The sequence below is a fragment of the Pseudonocardia sp. TMWB2A genome (assembly GCF_017312135.1).
The window spans coordinates 2,460,001-2,483,782 of sequence record NZ_QKQY01000001.1 but is presented as its reverse complement, the minus strand read 5'-3'; the positions used below and the strand labels follow the sequence as shown (position 1 = coordinate 2,483,782).

Annotated in this window: 14 protein-coding genes, 1 tRNA gene and 2 rRNA genes; 5 read left to right on the top strand and 12 right to left on the bottom strand. The window is 59.0% G+C overall.

Going from position 1 to position 23,782, the window contains the following annotated elements; translation table 11 throughout:
* Positions 1 to 42 precede the first annotated feature (42 nt).
* On the bottom strand, positions 43 to 1,305 hold the full coding sequence (locus DMP17_RS11515) for a glutamate-5-semialdehyde dehydrogenase (protein WP_337829216.1): 1,263 nt from the start codon (positions 1,303 to 1,305) through the stop codon (positions 43 to 45).
* A gap of 449 nt (positions 1,306 to 1,754) precedes the next feature.
* Between DMP17_RS11515 and DMP17_RS11510 the strand changes: the two genes are divergently transcribed.
* From DMP17_RS11510 to DMP17_RS11500, 3 genes are all read left to right on the top strand, one after another.
* Positions 1,755 to 2,912, top strand: coding sequence for a DUF3667 domain-containing protein (locus DMP17_RS11510; RefSeq protein WP_337829215.1), 1,158 nt, complete (start codon positions 1,755 to 1,757; stop codon positions 2,910 to 2,912).
* Between the two features lie 31 nt (positions 2,913 to 2,943).
* Positions 2,944 to 4,590 (top strand): alkaline phosphatase D family protein, encoded by a 1,647-nt coding sequence (locus DMP17_RS11505; RefSeq protein ID WP_337829214.1) that lies wholly within the window; start codon positions 2,944 to 2,946, stop codon positions 4,588 to 4,590.
* A 440-nt stretch (positions 4,591 to 5,030) separates the two neighbouring features.
* Positions 5,031 to 5,993, top strand: a complete 963-nt coding sequence (locus DMP17_RS11500; RefSeq protein WP_337829213.1) for a patatin-like phospholipase family protein — start codon at positions 5,031 to 5,033, stop codon at positions 5,991 to 5,993.
* Between the two features lie 19 nt (positions 5,994 to 6,012).
* Here DMP17_RS11500 and DMP17_RS11495 read toward each other — a convergent pair whose 3' ends face one another.
* Positions 6,013 to 7,449 (bottom strand): aldehyde dehydrogenase family protein, encoded by a 1,437-nt coding sequence (locus DMP17_RS11495; protein ID WP_337829212.1) that lies wholly within the window; start codon positions 7,447 to 7,449, stop codon positions 6,013 to 6,015.
* Between the two features lie 157 nt (positions 7,450 to 7,606).
* Between DMP17_RS11495 and DMP17_RS11490 the strand changes: the two genes are divergently transcribed.
* Positions 7,607 to 8,722, top strand: coding sequence for a nucleotidyltransferase domain-containing protein (locus tag DMP17_RS11490; RefSeq protein WP_337829211.1), 1,116 nt, complete (start codon positions 7,607 to 7,609; stop codon positions 8,720 to 8,722).
* Positions 8,723 to 8,729: 7 nt separating this feature from the next.
* Here DMP17_RS11490 and DMP17_RS11485 read toward each other — a convergent pair whose 3' ends face one another.
* From DMP17_RS11485 to DMP17_RS11475, 3 genes are all read right to left on the bottom strand, one after another.
* Positions 8,730 to 9,773, bottom strand: a complete 1,044-nt coding sequence (locus DMP17_RS11485) for a sensor histidine kinase (protein ID WP_337829210.1) — start codon at positions 9,771 to 9,773, stop codon at positions 8,730 to 8,732.
* The gene (locus DMP17_RS11480; protein ID WP_337829209.1) at positions 9,770 to 10,471 is read right to left on the bottom strand and encodes a response regulator transcription factor; all 702 of its coding nucleotides are present in this window, start codon (positions 10,469 to 10,471) and stop codon (positions 9,770 to 9,772) included. Before DMP17_RS11480 ends, DMP17_RS11485 begins: the two co-directional genes overlap by 4 nt.
* Positions 10,472 to 10,532: 61 nt before the next feature.
* Positions 10,533 to 12,389: a DUF4153 domain-containing protein gene (locus DMP17_RS11475; protein ID WP_337829208.1), complete on the bottom strand. Its 1,857-nt coding sequence runs from the start codon at positions 12,387 to 12,389 to the stop codon at positions 10,533 to 10,535.
* 251 nt (positions 12,390 to 12,640) lie between these two features.
* On the opposite strand from DMP17_RS11475, the gene DMP17_RS11470 reads away from it, so the two are divergent.
* Positions 12,641 to 13,393, top strand: coding sequence for a GNAT family N-acetyltransferase (locus tag DMP17_RS11470; protein ID WP_337829207.1), 753 nt, complete (start codon positions 12,641 to 12,643; stop codon positions 13,391 to 13,393).
* A 67-nt stretch (positions 13,394 to 13,460) separates the two neighbouring features.
* Here the strand turns inward: DMP17_RS11470 and DMP17_RS11465 are convergent, their stop codons facing one another.
* The 7 genes from DMP17_RS11465 to DMP17_RS11435 form a co-directional block, all read right to left on the bottom strand.
* A complete protein-coding gene (locus DMP17_RS11465) occupies positions 13,461 to 14,141 on the bottom strand; it encodes a CDP-alcohol phosphatidyltransferase family protein (RefSeq protein ID WP_337829206.1) in 681 nt (226 codons plus the stop codon).
* 172 nt (positions 14,142 to 14,313) lie between these two features.
* Positions 14,314 to 15,108, bottom strand: a complete 795-nt coding sequence (locus DMP17_RS11460; protein WP_337829205.1) for a nucleotidyltransferase domain-containing protein — start codon at positions 15,106 to 15,108, stop codon at positions 14,314 to 14,316.
* A 69-nt stretch (positions 15,109 to 15,177) separates the two neighbouring features.
* Complete coding sequence (locus DMP17_RS11455; RefSeq protein WP_337829204.1) at positions 15,178 to 17,484, bottom strand: glucose/quinate/shikimate family membrane-bound PQQ-dependent dehydrogenase; 2,307 nt, start codon at positions 17,482 to 17,484, stop codon at positions 15,178 to 15,180.
* Positions 17,485 to 17,616: 132 nt separating this feature from the next.
* Positions 17,617 to 19,503: a leucyl aminopeptidase gene (locus DMP17_RS11450; protein WP_337829203.1), complete on the bottom strand. Its 1,887-nt coding sequence runs from the start codon at positions 19,501 to 19,503 to the stop codon at positions 17,617 to 17,619.
* Between the two features lie 674 nt (positions 19,504 to 20,177).
* Positions 20,178 to 20,254, bottom strand: a tRNA-Met gene (locus DMP17_RS11445).
* A gap of 264 nt (positions 20,255 to 20,518) precedes the next feature.
* Positions 20,519 to 20,633: ribosomal RNA gene (gene rrf / locus DMP17_RS11440) — 5S ribosomal RNA — on the bottom strand.
* 147 nt (positions 20,634 to 20,780) lie between these two features.
* A 23S ribosomal RNA gene (locus DMP17_RS11435) occupies positions 20,781 to 23,575 on the bottom strand.
* Positions 23,576 to 23,782: the final 207 nt, after the last annotated feature.

The following is a 23,782-nucleotide window of genomic DNA, read 5'->3' as shown; positions in this document are numbered from 1 at the left end:
GGATTCCCGCTTTCGCGGGAATGACGAGGTTTTTAAGAACGCTTACCCCCGCACCTGCCCTGTCCCACGCACCTGCCATTTATAGGTGGTCAGCCCTTCCAGCGCGACCGGGCCGCGCGCGTGCAAACGCCCCGTCGAAATACCGATCTCTGCTCCCAAACCAAACTCGCCGCCATCGGCGAACTGGCTTGATGCGTTCCACATCACAATCGCGCTATCGACCGAATTCAAAAAGCGTTCGGCGACCTCCGCATCTTCGGTGATGATTGCGTCGGTATGGCCGCTCGAATGGGCGGCGATATGGGCGAGCGCGCCGGACATGCCTTCGACCATCGCGACCGACACGATGGGGAGCAGATATTCCGTGTCCCAATCTTCATCGCGCGCGGGTTGGATACGGTCATCCAATTCCATCACCGCATCATCGCCGCGCACTTCACAGCCTTTATCCAGCAGCGCCTTTACCAGCGCGTCGGGCGCAGGATAATCCTGGTCGATGAGCAAAGTTTCCATCGCGCCGCAAATGCCGGGGCGGCGCAGCTTGGCGTTGACGGCAACGCTGGCGGCCATGTCAGGGTCGGCCGCTTTATCGACATAGCTATGGTTGATGCCGTCAAGATGCGCGAGGACGGGGACGCGTGCTTCGGCCTGCACCCGCGCGACAAGGCTTTTGCCCCCGCGCGGGATCACAAGGTCGATCAGCCCCGCCGCGCCCAGCATCGCGCCGACCGCCGCGCGGTCTTGTGTCGGCATAAGCTGCACCGCATCCGTGGGGAGGCCCGCGGCCGCAATCGCCTCCACCATCGCGGCATGGATCGCGCGGTTGCTATGCACCGCTTCGCTGCCGCCGCGCAGGATGACCGCATTGCCCGCGCCCAAACCCAGCGCCGCCGCATCCGCCGTCACATTGGGGCGGCTTTCATAGATGATGCCGATGACCCCCAAAGGCACGCGCACGCGGCTTAGCGCCAAGCCATTGGGACGGGTCGCACAGTCGATCACCTGACCGACCGGATCGTCGAGCGTTGCGACTTGCGCCACCGCATCGGCAATTCCGGCCACGCGCGCGTCATCGAGCAACAGCCGGTCGAGCATCGCTTCGCTGAGGCCATTGGCGCGGCCCGCTTCCATATCCAGCGCATTGGCCGCAATAATCGCAGGCGTCGCCGCGCGAATCGCCTGCGCCATCGCCTCCAGCGCCGCGCGCTTTTGCGCCGTCGTCGCACCCGCCAGCACCCGCGCCGCCCGCTTCGCTTTTGCGCCCATATCGGCGATGAGCGCCGGAATATTGTTGGTATCGGTCATAGCGGTGAGGGGTATGCGCAAATAGCATCGCGTGCAATGGCGGGGTGGTTACGCGGGTAACCGGATGGTGCCTAATAGCCCCTTCATTCAGACGCACCGGATTGGGCAACAAAAAAGCCCCTCCCTCTTCAGGGGAGGGGCAACGGAGACTTAGGAATTTGAAGCGAAGCTGAAAATTCTTAGTCGTAGTGGGGTGGGGGCTATCGGTTTACGTTGCGCCAAACGGACAGACCCCACCCCAACCCAGTGCACGCGAAACTGCCCCCAGCAGTTTCGGTTTATGTCGGGGACATAAACCAGTGCACTCCTGAAGGGGAGGGGCTTTTTGCTCAGCCAACCCAGCACGATCTCGCTCACTCCTGAAGGAGGAGGGGCCTCAGTTCGTTGCCTGTTCTTTCCGATCCCCTTCCCTCTTTCGTTTCAGTTGCAAGCTGTTACATCTGCCGTCCATGAGCGAGGGAAACGAAGCGATAGGGGCGGCGGCGACCGGTGGTTTGGCTGCGCGTGCGGTGGAGCCGGGGCATGGTGAAGCGGGGCTTGATGCACCGGGACATGGTCAGGATAGTCAGGGCGACCCGCACGGGGCAGCGCGCTGTCTTAATTGCGGCGCGGCGCTTGACGGGCCTTATTGCCATAGCTGCGGCCAGAAAGGGCATCTCCACCGTTCGGTCGGGGATTTCTGGCATGATTTCCTGCATAGCGTCCTCCATTTTGACGGCAAATTCTGGCGCACCTTGCCGATGCTGGTATGGCATCCGGGCGATCTCACCCGCCGCTATATTCACGGCGAGCGCGCGCGTTTTGTGTCGCCGCTGGCGCTGTTCCTGTTCGCGGTATTCCTGACCTTTGCCGCCTTCCACAATCTGGGCGGCAGCGATTTTTACGAAGGGGTGAAAGCGGGCGCAGCCGCAGACGGCGCTCCGGCCGCCGAAGAGGGTGGGCTTACCGCCAATATTGCCGAAGAACATGCACGGCAGGTCGCGGACATGGCGCGGCTGGAAACGGAGATTGAACGCGCCGCCGAGGCAGGCCAGCCGACCGAAAGGCTCACGCGCAAACTGAATGACGCCGCCGATTCCGTTACTGCAATCGAATTATTGCGCCCCGATCTTGCGCGCGAACGGGAGCAAAACAATCCCGGCGGCACCCGAATCAAAGCGCCGACCATCTATAGCGATGTGCCGCAAATCCAGCACGCGATGGAAAAGTTCAAAAAGAATCCGGAGCTGCTTTTCTACAAGCTGCAAAGCTATGCCTATAAATATGCCTGGGCGCTGATCCCGATTTCGGCGGCATGGATGTGGCTGCTTTTCCCGTTCAGCCGCCGCTATCATTTTTACGACCATATCGTGTTCGTGACCTATTCGATCGCGTTCATGATGCTGTTTGTGATTATGATATTGGTCGCGATGAGCTTCGGCGCGTCGTCCGGATTTCTGGTCCCGGCTTTCTTCATCCTCGCGACCGCGCATATTTATCGCCAGTTGCGCGGAGCCTATCGCGGTAGCCGCGGGGGCGCGATTTTGCGCACCCTTGCGGTTCTGTTCGGCTGTGTCATTGTGCTGACTTTATTCATGGCAATTCTGCTCGCGCTCGGAGGGTCATAAGACCCCGCAACCAATTCGCAGGGAAATTAGCATGACCGAATTTTTGCCGATCAACCGCCGCCTTTTGCTGCAAACCGGCGCGCTGGGGCTGGTGGGATTGTCCACCCCCGGGGCCGCACAACTCACCCGCGCGCGCGGCTTTAGCCACGGTGTCGCGAGCGGCGAGCCGACCGCCAATTCCGTCCTTTTGTGGACGCGCTATGTGGCGGATAGCGATACTCTATTGCGCGCCGAGCTTGCCGAGGATGTAGGCTTTACCAAAACACTGGCCGGGGCCGAAGCCACCGCGCGCGGGGCGAACGATCACACCGCCAAAGTCACCGTCACCGGCCTTCCCGACAATCGCTGGCTCTATTACCGCTTCGTCGCGCCCGATGGCAGTATGTCGCCGGTCGGTCGCACCCGCACCCTGCCGCTAGGCCAATGCGACCGCTTCGCGCTTGCGGTGTTTAGCTGCGCCAATATGGGCTTTGGCTATTTCAACGCCTATCGTCACGCCGCCGAGCGCGGGGACATCGACCTTGCCGTCCATCTCGGCGATTATTTTTACGAATATGGCTATGGCACCTATCCGGCAGCCAAACAGTGGGTGACGGGCCGCGATGTCCAGCCTACCCACGAAACCGTCGCGCTCGCCGATTACCGTCTGCGCTTTGCCAGCTATCGCGCGGATGCGGACCTGCGCCGCCTGCACCAGCTTTTGCCGATGATCGCGCAATGGGACGACCATGAAAGCGCCAATGATACATGGCAGGGCGGCGCGCAAAACCATCAGCCCGACGAGGGCGACTGGCAGGTGCGCAAGGCCGCCGCCATCAAAGCCTATCTGGAATGGATGCCGGTATCGGACGCGCCTTGGCGCAGCTATCAGGTGGGCGATCTTGCGACCATCCAGCTCCCCGAAACAAGGCTCACCGCGCGGTCGAAACAGTTTGAATATAGCGAAATTATTGCGGGCGCAGGCACCGGCGATATCGGCGCGGCCTTGCGCGCGTTCCGCGACGGTGCCTATCAGGATCCGTCGCGCACCATGCTCGGCAGCGAACAGGAGGCTTGGCTAGCGCGCGGGATGAGCGACAGTGTACGCAACGGCACACGCTGGCAGGTCTTGGCGCAACAGGTGATTATGGGCAGCACCAAAAGCCCGGCGGAATCATTGCAATGGCTCCCCGCCAATGCCCCCGATTATGCCAAGCAGCGCGTGCAACTGGGCGCGCTTGCGGCGCAAAACGGCCTGCCCTTCAATCTGGATAATTGGGACGGTTATCCGGCAGCCCGCGAACGGATTTATACGTTCGCGCAGGCGGCGGACGCCAATCTGGTCGTATTGTCGGGCGACAGCCATAATGGCTGGGCGTTCGATCTGGTCGCCAAGGACAGCAAGGACGGCAAGCCCGTCGGCGTCGAATTTGCCGGCCATAGCGTCAGTTCTGCCGGTATCGAAAGCTCGACCCGCGGCGTGCCGCCCAAAGACGTCGCCGCCGCCCTGCGCCGCGCCAACCCCCACCTCAAATGGTGCAACACCGAAAATCGCGGCTATATGAAAGTCAGCTTCACCCGCGACATCGCCGCAAGCGAATGGGTGTTCATGGACACCGTTCTGGACCGCTCGGCAGCCGTCAAAGGCAGCGAGAGCATGATGGTCAAGCGGGGCACGAATAGGTTGGTTGCGGGGTGATTGGGTGGGGTAATTCTTGACGAAACGGATATTTCCACTTATATGCGCAACCACAGTGTTAGTGATTAGAAATCACCAAGGGGCATCCTGCTGCAACGGGGTGCCCCTTTTTCTATGTCTGTGATTTCCGTGGAATATTGGAGGAAGGCACTGCAATGCCTTCCTCCTCACCAATTATTTGGAACGTGTCACTTCAACGATTTTCAGCGTTAAAGTGGCGATTGCAACGCACAGCAGTGCAATCATTATTACAGTGTTAGCTTCGATAGAAATCACCTCCAGTCTGCGACATCATTTGGCGATGAGCCATGCCGCACATCGGTGATAGCCCGACCGGCGCGCCACGTAAGCCGGTAAAATCAAGAAAATTACTGCCCTTTCCCTCCACCCTTTCAATATGATACCTTCCGCAACGGTCGCGCATATCAAGGAGAAACATGATGCCCGGAGATCTGGCGATTGTGTTGAGTGGCGGCGGTGCGAAGGGGGCGTTCCAGGTGGGGGTCCTCGACGAGCTTATTACCAAACGCAAAGTGAAACCCAAAATTGTGGTCGGCACTTCAACCGGCGCGATACAGGCGCTCGGTGTTGCGCAAAATGATGTGCCGGGGCTGGTCGCGCAATGGATGGGGCTTAAGGGTAATAGCGACATTTATACCAAGCGGCCCTTGGGCGTAGGTGGGGCGTTGCTCGGCGAAAAGGCGATTTATAGCTCCGCACCGCTCAAGAAAATGCTCAAAACCTTTGCCGATGACGACAAGGTCAAACGCTCGAAAATCGAGCTGCGGCTGGGCGTCGTCAATCTGGGGACCGGTCTGTTCCGCACCATCGACCAGAAAGTGCCGGGCCTCCATAATTGGGTCTATGCAAGCTGTGCGATGCCGCTCTTTTTCGATCCGCTGCTGACCCGGGCGAGCGATGGCACCGAAGAACAATGGGTCGATGGAGGGGTGCGCGATGTGACCCCGCTCGGCACCGCGCTCGATTTCAATCCACGCGGCGTCATTGTCATCCGCGCGTCCCCCAAAGCCGAGGTCGGCGCGGTGCGCACCTATGGCAATCTGGTCGATATTGCGTTGCGCGCGGTCGCGATCCAGCAATCCGAAGTGTCGATGAATGACCTTGCCAATGCGACGATGATCAACGACCTCATCGCCGCGCGCGAGGTGCAGTTTCGGCTGTTGGAAGCGCAAGGCATTACCGGTTCCGCCGCCCATGCGCTGCTCCAGCCGTGGGATTTGCAGCTTGCCAAATATCGCTTCGCGCCCATCCGCATTATCGAGCCTGCGCAGGAATATTGCGACACACTGGAATTTAACCCCGCCAAAATCCGCACCGCAATGGAGGCCGGGCGGCAGGCGGTCGCGGATAATTGGGCCGCATTGCAGCCATTGTTGAGTTAACCGAAAGGGCGCGCAGCTTTTATGCTGCGCCGCCGAACACCGATTTGGTTTCGAGAAATTCTTCCAGCCCGTAAATGCCCCATTCGCGGCCATTGCCCGACATTTTATAACCGCCAAACGGCGCTTTATTGTCGAGCGGCGCGCCATTGATATGGACCATGCCGGTGCGCAGGCGACTGGCGACGTTGCGCGCCTTGTCGGCATCGCCCGACCAGACATAGCCCGACAGGCCATATTCGCTGGAATTGGCGATTTCGATGGCTTCATCGACATCCTTATAGGTCATGATCGACAAGACTGGTCCGAACACTTCTTCGCGCGCGATGGTCATGTCGGGGGTGACTTTGCCGAAAATGGTGGGCTGGACGAACAGGCCCTGTTCAAGACCGGCAGGCTTGTCCGACCCGCCGATGATAAGTTCGGCCCCTTCGGCCTTCGCCCCGTCGATGAGGCTGACGACGCGCTTATACTGGTTTTCATTGGCGATGGGGCCGATGCGGGCATCGTCCTGAGGCTGGCCGACCGACACTTTTTCCGCAACCGCAGCCGCAATCGCCTTGACCGTTTCATAGCGGCTTTCGGGCACCATCATGCGCGAGGGCGCGTTACAGCTTTGGCCCGAATTATTCATCATCGTAAAGACGCTGTTGGTCACCGCCTTTTCGAAATCGGCATCGTCGAGCAGGATATTGGCGGATTTGCCACCCAGTTCGAGCGCGACGCGCTTGATCGTATTGGCGGCATTGGCTGAAATCGCAATGCCTGCGCGGGTCGATCCGGTAAAGCTCACCATATCGGCATCCTTATGGCCGGTGAGCGCATTGCCGATCGCCGGGCCTTCGCCGTGAACAAGGTTGAACACGCCTTTGGGGAGGCCCGCCTTATCAACGATGTCGGCGAAAATGGCGGCATCGAGCGGCGCGAGTTCGGAGGGTTTCAACACCATCGTGCAACCCGCCGCGAGCGCGGGCGCGACCTTGCAGGCAATCTGGTTCAATGGCCAGTTCCACGGTGTGATAAGCACCGCAACGCCAATCGGCTCCTTGCGCACCAGCGTCGTCCCCATCGCTTCTTCAAAGTCGAATTCTTCCAGAACGCGGATGGTTTCCATAAAATGGCCGATGGCGGACGGGGCCTGCTGTTTTTGCGCCACGGACGTCGGGGCGCCCATCTCCGCCTGAATGGCGGCGGCCAGCTCGTCATTACGCTCGATCAGCGCGGCGAGAATGGCTTTCAAATAGCCCAGCCGTTCTTCGCGGCTGGTTTCGGACCAGGCCGGAAAGGCTGCTTTCGCCGCCGCAATCGCGCGATCGGCATCGGCTTCATTGCCGAGCGCCACCTTGGCAACGCTTTCCATCGTCGCCGGGTTGATGACATCGCGCGTCGCCTGCCCCGAAGGCTCCACCCATGCGCCATCAATATAGAATTTGCTGGTGTCGGCGGTGAAGTCGGTCATGGGAACATCCTTTTTCGAGTCGGCTGGCAAGAGGTTGCGCGGGCCATATTGCCGTCCGGCATCGCACTTGTCGATTCCGCACGCCCCGCTACCGTGGCACACTACTGACACATGTGTAAAGAGAGGATGGGGCGGGGATGCCCACTGCTTTTCGCATATGAGCAGCCGCCTCTTGCGATTTATCCCTTTTTCGTCTATTTTTAATATGAAAGGGGATAAAGGCATATTTATGATAGAGTTATCTCCGCAGCAGGTGCAGCAAAAGATTAATTGCGAACAGGTTTATACCGCTTACCGCGCGGCGCAACAGGATTATTCTGCCCGCTTCAAAGGCTCGATGGCTTGGAAAAAGGTCAACGGAAAATCCTATTTATACCGAAAAACAAAAAAAATATGGGTCAGCCTTGGTCCGGAAACGGATGAAACGCGCACCATTTATCAATCCTTCACGGACGGGCGGGAGCAGGCCAAGCATCGGTTGGAAACGCTCAAAACAAGACTGGCGGAAATGGCACCGGTGAATGTGGCATTGCGGTTAGGACGCGTCCCCTTGCTTGCCGCGCGGATTCTGCGCCGCCTGGATGCCGAACATATATTGGGCAAAGGCTTATGCGTCGTCGGCACCAACGCGCTCTATGCCTATGAAGCAATGGCGGGCATCCATCTGGACGGGAGCCAGTTGGCAACGCTGGATATTGATCTGTTGTTTGATGCGCGCCAATCGCTCAAAATTGCATCTTCCGCGCTGAATGAAGCAGGGTTGTTGGGGCTGTTGCAATCGGTCGATCATAGTATCCAACCTGTCGCAGCAAATAGCTTCAGGGCCGCCAATCGCGATGGCTATCTTATAGATTTGATAACGCCGCTCACGCGCTTTGCCGCAAGTTCCGGCACCCCCCCGCGCGTGTCGGACCATGCTGCCGACCTTCTGCCTGTAGAAATTGCCGGTCTGAAATGGATCGAAAGCAGCCCTATGGTCGAACATATCGTCATCGACGAAAAAGGCTTTCCCTTGAATATGGTGGTGCCGGACCCTCGTGTGTTTGCGATGCACAAGGCATGGGTTGCCCAGCGCGATGACCGCACGCCTGAAAAGAGTCGCAGGGACAGGTGGCAAGCCGACATTGTTGCGGCACTTGTCGTAAAATATCTCCCTCATCTCGACTTTACCGGCACTGAGTTGATGGCGCTTCCTGCCCCTGTGCGCGAGACGGGCATCATGCTGCAAGACGAAGCGCGGCAAAAAAAATCATTGGGTTTTTGGGATTATTAAATCCCTTTTATCCGTTTCTCGGCGAAAGTTTAAAGCGCGTCCCGTTGCTGTCGCTTTCCACCAACTCCAGCCGTCCGCCATAGGCTTCGGCCAAGGAGCGGGCGATGGCGAGGCCTAGGCCGGTGCCGCCGTCGGCGCGTTTACTGGTGAAGAAGGGCTCGAAAATGCGCTCTCGGTCGGCGGGGGCGATGCCGGGGCCATTGTCGGTGAAAGTAAGGCCGCGATTGGATACGGCAATGTGCAAATTGGTCGCGCCCGCCTGTTGGGCATTTTCGATGAGCGTGGTGATGATGGCCTCGACGGCATCCTGGCCGATCCGCATCCGCATCCCGTCGCGCGGGAGATTATAGGTGAAGGAAAAACCGTCGCGTTCATATTGTTCCGCTATCGCGTAAACGGCATGAAGCGGGTCGGCGATAGCCGTATCATCCCCCGGCTGCATATCCGCCTTGGCCAAATCCATCATCCGTTTGACGAGGCGCGAGAGGCGTTCGCTATCGGCCTGCATATTGCCGAGGAAGGTGCGGCGTTCGGCATCGGTCATCTCGCCACCATGATCTTCGATAAGTTCAATCGCGCCGCTAATCCCGGCGAGCGGGGTTTTGAATTCATGGCTGACCGAGGCGGCAAAGTCGCGCAAGTAACGCGAACGCCGCGCGATGGCGGCCTCCATCGTGCGGAAATCGGCGTAAAGTTGCTCGATCTCGGTGACTTTGAGCGAAGGGTTATCGGGGATTTTGCCTTGGCCTGCCGCGAGGATGCGGCTCGCTTCGGAGAGGCGCTCGACAGGGCCGACGATGGTGCGCGCCAAGGTCGCCGCGAGCAGCATGAGAAGCGCGAGAACGACCACCGCCGCGAGCGCCAGCCCGTGCCGTTCTTCCCATAAGGAATCGAGCAGCACCGGCGGCGGGCGCAGGACGAGCAGTGCGCCGAGCATCGGCAGGGCGGCGGCCAGCAATAATGCCCCGAACAATAAGGTGCGTAGCCTTAACTCCGGCCAATGGCGGATGATGAAGGCTTTGAGCAAGCCGGGCGGCGCAGCCGCGCTCATGCGTCTCCGCTGCAAGACCCGAGCCGGTAACCGACGCCGGGCTTGGTTTCGATGAGGTCCGCGCAGCCCACCGCGATGAACTTGCCGCGCAAATTGCGCACATGGCTGTCTATCGTGCGGTCGGTGATCGCAAAGCCCGGGCCGTGCAGCCGGTCGATAATATTGTCGCGGCTGAATATTTTGGACGGCATCGACACGAGCGTGCGCAATATGGTGAATTCGGTCGCGGTGAGGCTGACCTCTGCCCCGCGCCAGATCGCGGTCCAGCCTTCAGGGTCGAGCGTGAGCGCGCCATGCTTTAGCAAGGCGGCTGTTTCGACCGCAGGCGGCTTGGCGGCGGTGCGGCGCAGGATGGCCATGCTGCGCGCAACCACCTCGCGGGGCGAGAAAGGCTTCACCACATAATCATCGCCGCCCAGTTCAATGCCAAGGATGCGGTCAATCTCGTCATCGCGCGATGACAGGAACAGGATCGGCACGTCGCTGTCCTGCCGCAGCCGCTTGCACAGGTCGAGCCCGTCCATGCGCGGCATATTAATGTCGAGGACGAGCAGATCCGGGGCGTGGCGCTGCGCCATTGCCAGCGCCTCCTCGCCATCGCCCGCCTCCAGCGTATCCAGCCCCGCCTTGGTAAAGGCGAAGGTTAGGAGCTGGCGGATATGCGGGTCATCATCGACGATCAATATGGTGCGCGGCATAGGACACATCACCATGTTTAGGGCGCGGCTGTCAATTTGCGGCAGAGGGGCGGGCGTGATTTTAGCGTGAAACATGAAGGGGCTCCTTTGCGGGCTGGTGGGATCGGGTGCTGTGTTCGCGGACCTTAGCGGGCGGGGGAACCGGTCCCGGCGGCGGCGAGGGCGTTTTGCTTTTCTGCCCTGCCGCTTTTCCTCCCCTGCAAGGGGAGGTGGCTTGCGCGTTAGCGCAAGTCGGAGGGGTGTCCCCCCGTCGAGAGCGTGTCACCCCTCCGTCAGACGCTACCGCGTCTGCCACCTCCCCCGCTTGGGGGAGGATGTGTGCGGGCGGGGCATTTCCATCCACCGGTCCTTCGATGGGGGCCGCCGAACCGGTGATAGGGACAGGCGGGATCGGGTTGCCGTCGCATTGATAGTCCCCCGAATGGTCGTCGGGACTGACCTTGCCGCGCGCGGCTTCGGCTTTGGCCAGTCGCCCGGCATTGCGCCAGGTCCAGAAGTATCGGGTTTGATCACGCGTGACATCTGACTGGACCTTGTTGCGGACTATGGTGACGCGCGCGCGGAAAGCGGGGGCGAGACCCTCCCGTCCTTCAAGTTCCACCAGCGGAAGCAAGGCCGACCCGCGCAGCGTATCGAGATAGCAAAGGTCGAGCGCCGCACCTTTGCCGCCGACTTCCTTGGCATGGCGCACATTCCACTGCGCTGCCATCGCGCCGGTATCGACGAAGCAATAGCCGAGCAGCACTATGCCTGTGGCCAGCAGATTGGCATTGATGAGCCAGCTTGCATTTTTGTCGCGCAGCATCCGCCAGCAGATGAGTGCAAGGCCGACCGCCACCAGTGCCATCCACACCAGCGCGGCGATGCGCCACTGGGTCAGCGAATAGACGCTGATATAATCCAAAGTGCGCTCGATCGACGATCCGACCAGCAGGATATTTTGCGCAATCCACAGGACCAGCAGGCGGCGGACGAACGGATCGCGCGCGCTTGTCGAGCCGGGCCGCAAGGTAATGAGCGTGAACAGCCCCGCGAGCAGCGCGGTCACGATCAGCGGATAGGCGCCGCGATGCGCATATTCAGCCAGCGTCATGCCGTCGGGGAGCGGGGTCAGACCCGACAGATAGACAAGGTCCATGCCGTTCTGCATCAGGAATAACAGGTTGAACGCGACGAGCGACAGGCGCAGCGATTGCGGCGTGACCCCCGGAATAGCGACATCGCCGCGGCCTTCGGCCGTGCCCGCCACACGCCTTGGAAGCGCAGGCCGCAACAGGCTCCACGACAGCCAGAATAGCAGCGCCCAGATGATCATGCGCGCGATTGTCTCTTCGCGCCACACCGGTAGATGGAGGCGCATCAGCCAGCTTTCGAGGACCGGATTGGCGGCGGCAAACAAGGTCACAAAGGCGATGCTGCCGATAAGCGGCAGGACGAGCGCGGGGAGGTGGCGGGTGAAGCGTCCGCTTTTGCCCATCCGCCGCTGCTTGCCGCGCAGCTTCAGCCACAGCGCAAGGTCGAGGAAAGGTGCAAAGAACGCGCGCACGCCATGATAGCCAAGCCGCTGGAACCATTGCCAGCCATCGCCGCCTTTGGCCGCAAGCGGGGCCAGCGTCATGACGCCAGCGGCGACAAGGAATAAGAACGCCGCAAGCGGGCCGGGGTCGAATATCAGCGCCAGCGCGGTAAGCGCCGCTATGGCTGCGGCCCCCCAAGCCATCCTGTTGCTGACAAGGCCTGCCCGTGCCGCAACGATTGCACCGAGCAAGACGGCGGCAAATAAACCGAAGCCGCTCCCCAATTGGGTGTAGCGCCAGAATATCAAATCGCCCGCGATGATGACGGCCAAAGCCGCGACCAGCTTGACCAGCACCCCGCCCCGCGCCGCCAGATTATTGCGCCCCGAACGCCCGACCATAAAAACTCCCATTTCCGTTGAACCGGAAGGGAGGGATAGGGCGCGGCCAAGCAGGCGCTACGCTGCGCCTTGCCGAAATTTAAAGGCCATGCTGTGCAGATCATGTGCAGCCGGCCCGCCCCACTGCATAAATTTTGCCGCTTTCCTATAGCTTCACTCTTGGGCAAGCTGCCTTTTTCCGCCCGCGAATCCTATGACATCCGGAACAACATCGGCGCGGCATTTTTCAAGAATGACAGGAAAAATATGCTATGCCCGCACCCCTTCATAATCTTATCCATGGCTGGCTCGCGGCCCGCTCGGTTGCGCGCGGTCTGCCTTTACCGGTTGCCGATCGCGGCGGGTATCGCGTCGATAGCGGACTCGACACAGAAATCCGCCGCTGGGTGTTCCCCTATGTTTGTGACGGGCTGAAACAATTGGGGCGCGAAATCAATGCGCCCTTCCTGCCGTTAAAATTATGCGGCGACGGTGCGGCCTTGATGGCGTGTCTTCCCGACCGCTGGCAGTTGGAGCCGCCGACATGGTTTATGCGCGGCGGCGGCGTCATGACCGCACCCGCTTTGCCATCCGGCTATCGGGCCGAAACCATGCGCCAGGGCGCGACGGTTTATGTGCAGATTAACACGGCAAGCGGGGATGTGGCGGCGAGCGGTTATGCGGCCTATTATGGGGCCACAAATCAAGGGGACACAAATCAGCAGACGCCGCATCAGGGGCCTGTCTTTGTTTATGACCGCATCATCACCGCGCCCGCGCACCAGCGCAAAGGTTTGGGGAGCGCGGTGATGGCGCGGCTACAGGCGGCAAAACCGGAGGCAGGCTGGACCGAATTGCTGGTCGCCACCAGCGAAGGCCGCGCACTGTATGAAAGGCTCGGCTGGACGCTGCTGTCGCCCTATTCCACCGCCTTTATTCCGGCGGAAACGGTTGCGGAGAGGGAGGCAGGAACAGAGGCGGGCGCGCGCACCTGCCCCCCGCACAATAAACGCGATAGCGTGTGAACTATGTGAACTTGTAAAATCGGGCACACGGAAGCGCCCGACCTGAAATGCAATTATCTTATTGCTTTTATAGATATTTCTTGCGCAACCGTAACGCCACCGTCCAGGTGCTGCGCACATACAGGCCGATCAGGATGAGGCCGATGGTGAAAGCGAACGCATCGAAAATGGTGAAATTGCGGATGCCGACCGGCACCGGTCCCAGCGCCCACATCGCGATGGTGAGCGCAATCAGCAGGAGGCGCAATTCGGTCGGTCCCGCGCCCGCATGGGCCAGTTGGAACTCGCCCATCACCTTGGCCGAAATGAAGGTGTGGATCGCAAGGAGGAGATAGCCGAGTAGCGGAATCGTCGCGATTTCAAACTCCATATAGGGCGTAAAACCAAGCCCGCCGACTATGCAGATAATCGCCAGCGCATCGACACTATGGTCGATAAAATAGCCATAATCGGGACGCTCTATCTTGCGGAAACGCGCAAGACTGCCATCGAGCGAATCCCCGAACCAGTTGATAAAATAGGCCGCGACCGACAGCCACAACCAGTTGCGGTCCCATGCCGACAGGACATAGCCCGCGCCGATCAGCACCGCGCCCAGAAAGCCGAGCGCGGTCATCTTGTCCGGCGTCGCCCAGCGCGGCAACCGCGCGCACAGCCAATTGAGGATGCGCCGCTCGCTGCGGGCCAGCACATTGCCTTGCAACCGCTCAACCGGCGTCATCTGGGAGGTAATTTTATCCTGATACATAATGGGTAATCCGAACTTCAATGCGGCAAGCGCGCCAATAAGGCACCGCGCGCCGGAAACGCACCGCCTTGCGCCTCCCGCCGCCCAAGGGCAAGAGCGCATGACATTTTTGTTGCAATAGCGCGTCCAAACGGGGGCAGCGCACGATGGCGCGAGCGGCGCTTTCGAATGGTCAGCCTGCGTGCAATAAATCCCTGAAGATTGCGGTTGCTGTGGCTATAGCATCCGGCGGCCCATCCTGAACGGGCAAAGCGTCGGCTTGGTCCAACTCGTAGCGGATAAAGCTGTCAACATCCGTGAGCCGCGCGCCCAGTTCCTTTTCGCGCGTTTCGCTCTTCGCTTGCACCAGACTGTCAATCTGCGAGATCATGTCCGCAGAGAGATCGCATCCTGCGACCAATTGCTGCAAATTCATCGGCGGCCGCACGCCGGGGTTGAGCCGCATATGCCGGATAACCAACGCCGGACGCAGCGCGTAAAAATATTTCTTGGCCGGGACCGGACCATCTTCGGACAACCAGCGCGCCGCCGCATTAATACCGACATTGCGATAATGATGTCCTAGGGCGCGCGGATTAAGGACGGCATCGGCGAGCGCCTTTATCCGCGCAACGACAGGATCATCGGGCCGGTAACGGATAGGGCTGTCCATCCACTCGCCCAGCGTGGCGTTGGATTTCAGTAACAGGTTGAGTGCCTTGCGAATATCCCAGCCATTGAGGTCAATCTCGTCGACAATCGGCTGTTCGATCACATCGCGCCCCGGCGTCAGGCCCAGATACCATTCACGCTCGCGCACATATACAAAACGTATGTCATAATCACTGTCGGGGGAAGGAAAGCCCCATGCCCGCGAGCCGGATTCGATGGCCAGAAGAAAGCGCACCCCTTCGGATGCTTCAATCCCTGCCAATCTTGTTTCCACTTCCGCGCGCACGGCCGGTGCGATTGTATCGATATTGATCATTATGCCCTTATGCGTCCTCAAGCGGAAAGGGGCCATAGCCCAAGCAGCACACCCTGCCCCTCCGCTCCGTTAGCGCGGCAGCTTATAGGCTTTCACATAATCGCCCGCTTTGGTGCCGACCGAACCGTGACCGCCCGCGACGATCAGCACATATTGTTCGCCGCCTTCTTCATAACTCATCGGGGTCGATTGGCCGCCTGCGGGGAGCCGCGCTTGCCAGAGCTGTTTGCCGGTGGTGAGGTCATAAGCGCGCAGATAATTGTCGACCGCCGCGCCCAGAAAGACGACGCCGCCGCGCGTTATCATCGGCCCGCCAATACCCGGCACCCCGACCTTAAAGGGAAGAGGCAGCGGGGTCATATCGCGCACGGTGCCGTTGCGGTGCATATAGGCAATCTTGCCGGTGCGCAGGTCCGCGCCCGCAACATAGCCCCAAGGCGGCGCTTGGCACGGCACGCCGAGCGGCGACAGGAACGGCCCCATCACCACCGCATAAGGCGCGCCGTCATTGCGGTTCAGCCCTTGCTCGCTGCCCTTTTCGCCTTGCTTGACCGGCGGCACGTCGGCGGCGGGAACGAGGCGCGAGGTGAAGGCAAGATAGGTCGGCATCCCGAACATCACTTGCCGTTCGGGATCCACCGCGACCCCGCCCCAGTTAAACACCCCGAAATTGCCGGGATAGACCAGCGTGCCTTGCAAGGAAGGCGGCGTATAGCGGCCTTCATAGCGCAGTTGCTGGAACTGGATGCGGCAGGCAAGCTGGTCGAACATGGTAATGCCCCACATATTCTTGCCGGTCAGTTTGGGCGGGTTAAAGCTCAACGCCGAAGATGGCTGGGTCGGGGCCGTATGGTCTTCGGGGATAGCCCCGCCGGGCGCTGGCCGTTCGGTGACAGGCAGGACAGGCGCGCCCGTGCGGCGGTCCAGCACATAAATATCGCCCTGCTTGGTCGGGCCGACTAATGCCGGAACCACGCCACTTTTGGTGGTGATATCAACGAGCGACGGCTGGGCAGGAACATCCATATCCCACAGATCATGATGCACGGTTTGCCGCACCCAGCGCGCTTGGCCGGTGTTCAAATCGAGTGCGGTAATCGAGGACGCATATTTCTCCACGCTTGCGCTGCGCCCCATGCCAAGCTGGTCGGGCGTCGCATTGCCCAAGGGCACATAGACAAGCCCCAACGCTTTGTCCGCGCTGGGGGTCGACCACATATTGGGCGAATTTTTGGTATAGGTCTGCCCTTCGCTAATCGGCGCGGTCTGGTCGGGATTGCCCGCATCCCAATTCCACACAAGCGCGCCGGTTTGCGCATCGAAAGCGCGGATAACGCCCGACGGTTCATCGACCGAATAATTGTCATTGACCGCGCCGCCGACAATGATCTTGTTCGCGACAATGAGCGGGGCGGATGTCGAATAATAATAGCCGGGCTTGGGATAGGGCATCCCTTTATAAAGGTCGAGCGTGCCCGCATCGGCAAAGCCGGGACAAATCTCGCCGGTCGCGGCATCAAGCGCGATCAGCCGCGCGTCGGCGGTCGGCAGATAGACGCGTTCAGCACAGGGCTGCCCCGCCGCAACGCTTGCATCCTTATAATAGGATACGCCGCGACAGGTTTGATGCTGGCGCGCGGCCTCCAGACCGGATTTGGCATCAAAGCGCCATTTTTCCTTGCCGGTTGCCGCATCAAGCGCAATCGCCAGATTATGCGGGGTGCAAAGATAAAGGGTCGAGCCGATCTTGAGCGGTGTCACCTGATAGGTGGTTTCGCTCACATCATCGGGGCCGCGTATATCGCCGGTGCGATATGTCCATGCCTCTTTAAGCGCGGCGACATTGGCGGGGGTAATCTGGTCAAGCGGCGAATAGCGGTCACCAAAAGGCGTGCGCCCGTAAAAATGCCATTCGCCCGCCGGAAAATTATCGCCCGGATTGGCCGCCGCCAGCTTTTGCGTGCCGAGCTTGCCATCAAGATTATAGGGGTCATTGACCATCGAAATCCCGGCGACAATGATCGCGGCGAGGACGGCGGCAAGGAGCGGCGGCTTACCGCTTTTGCCCAGCAACCGGCGGGTGATGAAAGGGAGGAGCAGCCAGATGCCAAGGACGATAATCACGCCGCCGCGCGGGCCGAGCGACCACCAGTCAAACCCGGCTTCCCACAGCGCCCAGACGAGCGTGCCATAAACGAGCGCGGCATAAATCCACAGTGCCGCCATGCGTTGCCGCCACAAGGACCAAGCGGTCGCGAGGAATAATAGCCCCGCAATACTATAATAAAAACTGCCGCCCAGCGCCGCGAGCCACAAGCCGCCTGCGCCCACGCCAAGGCCGATCAGACCCAACAGGATTGCGGTTATTTTCCCCATGATCCCCTCCCGGACTTCATCGGCCATGCGGGCTGTCCCGCACGGCGCGATGAAGGGCTAACCCCCGAAAGCGGGTTTTTGTTCCTGAACCGGCAGCAGGGCGGCGCAGGAAAGGTCATTTGACGCGGGCGATTATTCGACCGGTTCCACTTCGGCCGCCACCGCAGGCACCGGCTTGAAATCGCGCACAAAGCGTTCGAGCAACCGCACGCCCCAGCCCGCTGAGCCCTTGTCGGTCCAGCCCATATTGGCCATGTCGATATGCGCCCAAGGCGTCGTCGGGGCGACAAATTCGCCGATGAAATGCGCGCCAATCCCTGCGCCAGCGCCCGATCCACCGCCATTTTTCATGTCGGCATAGGTGGATTTAAGGTCGGTGGCGTAGCTCGGATGGAGCGGCAAGCGCCACACATCTTCACCGGTCGCCTTGCCCGCCGCATCAATTTGCGCCGCAAGCGCATCATGACGCGAAAATAGCCCCGCATATTCGCCGCCCAAGGCCGTGCCGACCGCGCCGGTCAGCGTCGCGACATCAACCACCGCCGCCGGTTTCAACCGCGCTTCGGCGTATGAGAGCGCGTCCGCCAGCACCAATCGGCCTTCGGCATCGGTCGAGACAATCTCGATGGTCTTGCCGTTCATCGCGCGCAAAATGTCGCCGGGGCGCACCGCGAGGCCGCCCGGCATATTTTCCGCCAGCGCAGACACCGCAATCACATCCACCGGTGCGCGCGCTTCGGCCAAGGCCAACACCGCGCCGGTCACGCTCGCCGCGCCCGACATATCGAATTTCATATTGCCCATATTGGTGCCGGGCTTGAGGCTGATGCCGCCGCTGTCAAAGGTGATGCCCTTGCCCGCCAGCACAACCGGCCCACCGGCAGGAGCGCCGGTCCCACGATATTTGACGATGAGCATACGCGGCCCGCGATTCGATCCGCGCCCGACGCCAAGGATCGAGCCCATGCCAAGCTTTTGCATGGCGGCGGGGTCGAGCACCTCGATGCTCACACCGGGCAAACCGGCAAAGGCCGAGCGGGTGCGCTCGACAAAGGTTTCGGGGTAGATGACATTGGCCGGTTCGTTGGAAATATCACGGGTCCATGCCATTGCGCGCGCAAGCGCCTTGCCGCGCGGGGCATAAAGGCTGCGCACATTTTGCACGGCATCGGACACGAGTGTGACCGGACCATAAGACGCTGCCCCGCTATCCTTGCTGCGGTAAAGATCGGCGCGATATTCGCCCATGCCGAAGCCGCTGGCAAAATCGCTCGCCTGATCTGCGGGGAGGCCGTGGGTCAGGAGGGCGACCGCGCCTTTATCTTTGGCGATGGCTTGGGCGGCCTTGATCCCCGCCGATTGCAGCGCGCTGCTGTCCGGCTTTTTGCCAAGTCCGACAATATAGATGCGGTCCCATGCGCCGAGCCCACGCAAGTTAAGGTCGGCCCCTTTGCCATATTTATAGTCAGCACTGGCGAGGGCGCGGGCAATCGCGTCCTTGGTCGCGGCATCGAGGCCGGTGGCGCGAGCATCAAGGTCTGCGGCATTGGCGAGCGGGAGAACCAGCGTGCCGCTATTGGCGGCAAGCCGGTCGGCAAAGGCGATGTCGCTAATCTTTTGCGCAGCCGCCGCGTGCGGTAAGCCCGCCGTCGCCACCCGATCCGCGCGGGATGATGCTGCCGTTTGGGCCTGTGCCGGCATAGCGGTGAGCGCCAAAAGCGGCAAAGCGGACAAAAGCGAACGGCGGATCATAATCTCTCCTGAAGATGGCTGATGGATGTAATAGTTCCGGTGATAGCGCGGGTGATGCCGAGATTGAAGCGGCGCGGCGAAGAAAACATTGTGCCCGCTGATTTGGCGCTCCGTGGTTCGGCGGATATTATCCGGGCGGCAGCGTTCCGACCGCCGCACCACAATATCTTGTGCTTGGCCACGCGAAACAGAGGAACGGCTGATTTGAGCCGAAAACACCCCCTTAGCTTCGCAAAGTTCGGGCAAATCGGCATATTTTTGATCCACAATATATGGTGTGCGGCACGGTGGCACGGCGTGGCGCGGCGGCAGGGCGCGGCGGCACGGCACAGATTGCCGGCGGGCAGGCGATAATGATGATCGGACATGAGCTTACCTTTGCCCGCCAGCATGGAAAATGCGGCATGTGTAGGACAGCAGAAAGTGGAATGAGGGGAGGCCGCACAATGGCCCGCCTAGGTTGGCCGTTGTAAACGGACAGCCGCGACGACATCGTTAGTGCGTCGAGAAAATTTGGAAATCTGCCTACGCCGCCAAACTGACCCACTCCTATCGTCATTGCGAGCCGCGAAGCGGCGCGGCAATCCAGAAGCAGCCCCACGCAACACTGGATTGCCGCGCGCCTACGGCGCTCGCAATGACGGATGTTGGGGGAATGTGTTGGAGAAAACGCAAAAGTCTGAATTCCGACAAGAATAAAGTCGGAACGACTCCAAAAACAAAAAAGCCGCCAGCGAAAAACTGACGGCGTTTCAATATGTTCGGTTGGTTGCGGGAGTAGGATTTGAACCTAGCGCAGGCGACTGGATTGCCGGGGGCAATCCACAAAGCCGAGCCTTCAGGTTATGAGCCTGACAAGATCGCGCATTAACGCTCGTTCCGAGGAGGGCCTCGGCACAACAATATGTGGGATTTTAAGGAATAGAAATGTTTCACGGCATTGGTTGCGGGAGTAGGATTTGAACCTACGACCTTCAGGTTATGAGCCTGACGAGCTACCGGGCTGCTCCATCCCGCGCCACCAATGTTAGACTGCTTTCACAGCCCGGAAGCTTTTTGTTTTACGCCTCGCTTTCGCGAAGCTTAGGCGGGCTGCTCCATCCCGCGCCATCAAAAATATATGGGTATTCCCCATATCAACTGCAATCCAAAGGCTTGCAGAAACACAAAAAAGGCCGACCGGTTAAGGTCAGCCCTTCTAGTCGTCCCGAACCAAGGGCTCAAAACAACTTTGACTGTGAATGGGTTTATATCCGTTTCACTCATATGCACCGGCTTTAATGCCTGGCGACGACCTACTCTTCCAACGCTTAAGCGGTAGTACCATCGGCGCAGTCAGGTTTCACGTCCGAGTTCGGGATGGGATCGGGTGGGGCACTGACGCTATGGCCACCAAGCAATAAAGCAGGTGCATATCAGTTAGCGGGTTTTAATCGATGCGATGGATCACATGGTGTGATCATCTAACCATTATCGGGCTGCGATTTGAATATTCATCACCGCCGACACTTCTGTTTTACCAGAATTGTCATTGATGGTGGGACTTCAAACGCGAAAAGAGCAATTAGGACCGGTTAGCTCCATACATTACTGTACTTCCACACCCGGCCTATCAACGTGGTGGTCTTCCACGGCTCGATGAAATCTTATCTTGAGGGAGGCTTCCCGCTTAGATGCTTTCAGCGGTTATCCCGTCCATACATAGCTACCCTGCTGCACTCCTGGCGGAATGACAGGTACACCAGAGGTATGTTCAACCCGGTCCTCTCGTACTAGGGTCAACTCCTCTCAAATTTCGACGCCCACGGCAGATAGGGACCAAACTGTCTCGCGACGTTCTGAACCCAGCTCACGTACCACTTTAATTGGCGAACAGCCAAACCCTTGGGACCTGCTCCAGCCCCAGGATGTGATGAGCCGACATCGAGGTGCCAAACGATTCCGTCGATATGAGCTCTTGGGAATCATCAGCCTGTTATCCCCGGCGTACCTTTTATCCGTTGAGCGATGGCCCTTCCACGAGGGACCACCGGATCACTATGACCGACTTTCGTCTCTGCTCGACTTGTCAGTCTCGCAGTCAGGCAGGCTTATGCCATTGCACTCTAACAGACGGTTTCCAACCGTCCTGAGCCTACCATCGCGCGCCTCCGTTACTCTTTAGGAGGCGACCGCCCCAGTCAAACTACCCGCCACAGAGGGTCCCAGTACCGGCTAACGGCACGTGGTTAGACATCAGAAAACAACAGGGTGGTATTTCACCTAAGGCTCCCCCGGAACTGGCGTCCCGGATTCATAGCCTCCCACCTATGCTACACAGTTCTTTCCTAATGCCACTCTGAAGCTGCAGTAAAGGTGCACGGGGTCTTTCCGTCTAACCGCGGGTACTCCGCATCTTCACGGAGAATTCAATTTCGCTGAGCATATCCTGGAGACAGTGGGGAAGTCGTTACGCCATTCGTGCAGGTCGGAACTTACCCGACAAGGAATTTCGCTACCTTAGGACCGTTATAGTTACGGCCGCCGTTTACTCGGGCTTCAATTCGGAGCTTGCACTCCTCCTCTTAACCTTCGAGCACCGGGCAGGCGTCAGACCCTATACGTCGTCTTGAAGCCGACTTAGCAGAGCCCTGTGTTTTTGCTAAACAGTCGCTACCCCCTGGCCTGTGCCCCCAACAATTGCTTGCGCAAAGGTTGGGCCTCCTTCTTCCGAAGGTACGGAGGCAATTTGCCGAGTTCCTTCAGGATACTTCTCTCAAGCGCCTTGGTATACTCTACCATCCCACCTGTGTCGGTTTAGGGTACGGTCTATATGGAGGGGCTATTTCCTGGAACCACTTCAAAGCCTGATCAATCCAATAAGACCAGACAATTTACGTGATCCGTCACACACCTCCAGGTACAGGAATATTAACCTGTTTCCCATCGACTACCCCCTTCGGGCTCGTCTTAGGGGCCGACTAACCCTGCTCAGATTAGCTTTAAGCAGGAACCCTTGGGATTTCGGCGACAGGGCATCTCACCCTGTTTATCGCTACTCATGTCAGCATTCTCACTTCTGATACCTCCACGGTCGGTTACCCTTCCGCTTCATCAGCTTACAGAACGCTCCGCTACCGCTCATGCATACGCATGAACCCTAAGCTTCGGTGCATCACTTTAGCCCCGTTACATTTTCGCCGCAGGAACCCTTATTTAGACCAGTGAGCTGTTACGCTTTCTTTAAAGGATGGCTGCTTCTAAGCCAACCTCCTGGTTGTTTTGGGATTCCCACATGCTTTCCCACTTAGTGATGACTTGGGGACCTTAGCTGTAGGTTAGGGCTGTTTCCCTTTTGACGACGGACCTTAGCACCCGCCGTCTGTCTGCCGAACTAAACTCGTTGGTATTCGGAGTTTGGTTAGAATTGGTAGATCTCGCGACCCCCGCATCCATCCAGTGCTCTACCCCCAACGGTAACCATTCGACGCTCTACCTAAATAGATTTCGCGGAGAACCAGCTATTTCCCGGCTTGATTGGCCTTTCACCCCTAAACACAACTCATCCGATAATTTTTCAACATTAAACGGTTCGGTCCTCCAGTGGGTGTTACCCCACCTTCAACCTGGTCATGCCTAGATCGCCGGGTTTCGGGTCTAATACATCGTACTCAAGCGCCCTATTCAGACTCGCTTTCGCTGCGCCTACACCTAACGGCTTAAGCTTGCACGATACATTAAGTCACTGACCCATTATACAAGAGGTACGCGGTCACACCCTAAAGATGCTCCCACTGCTTGTAGGCAATCGGTTTCAGGTACTATTTCACTCCCCTCATCGGGGTGCTTTTCACCTTTCCCTCACGGTACTGGTTCACTATCGGTCATGTACGAGTATTTAGGCTTAGAGGGTGGTCCCCCTATGTTCAGACAGGATTACACGTGTCCCGCCCTACTCAAGTCCGTCTTGATCATTTTCGCATACGGGACTGTCACCCGCTATGGTCAAACTTTCCAGAATGTTCTGCTAATTTACAAGACGGCACTGGCCTGGTCCGCGTTCGCTCGCCACTACTAACGGAATCTCGGTTGATGTCTTTTCCTCCAGGTACTGAGATGTTTCAGTTCCCCGGGTTCGCTTCACCAAGTCTATTTTATTCAACTCGGTGATATCCTTCCCATTTAACTCCCGCACTGGCCGAAGCCAGCAAAGAAATTAAATGGTGAGGATGGGTTTCCCCATTCGGAAATCGTCGGATCAAAGTTTGCTCACAACTCCCCGACGCTTATCGCAGCGTGCCACGTCCTTCATCGCCTGTACATGCCAAGGCATTCACCAATTGCCCTTACCTCACGTTTGAGAGTCCACACCACCAATGACAATGCTGGTATTGGTCGCAAGCGACCGCCACTCGGCAAAACACTGCCACGGCATTGGTGCAGAATATTAATTTATCTCAGCTCGATAATTGAATTCATCAAAGACCCTGTAAGCTTTCACTTACAGTCTATTTAATATAAATTCGTTGTGATTGCAGATTATCATCCACACAGGGCAAGCCCCGTA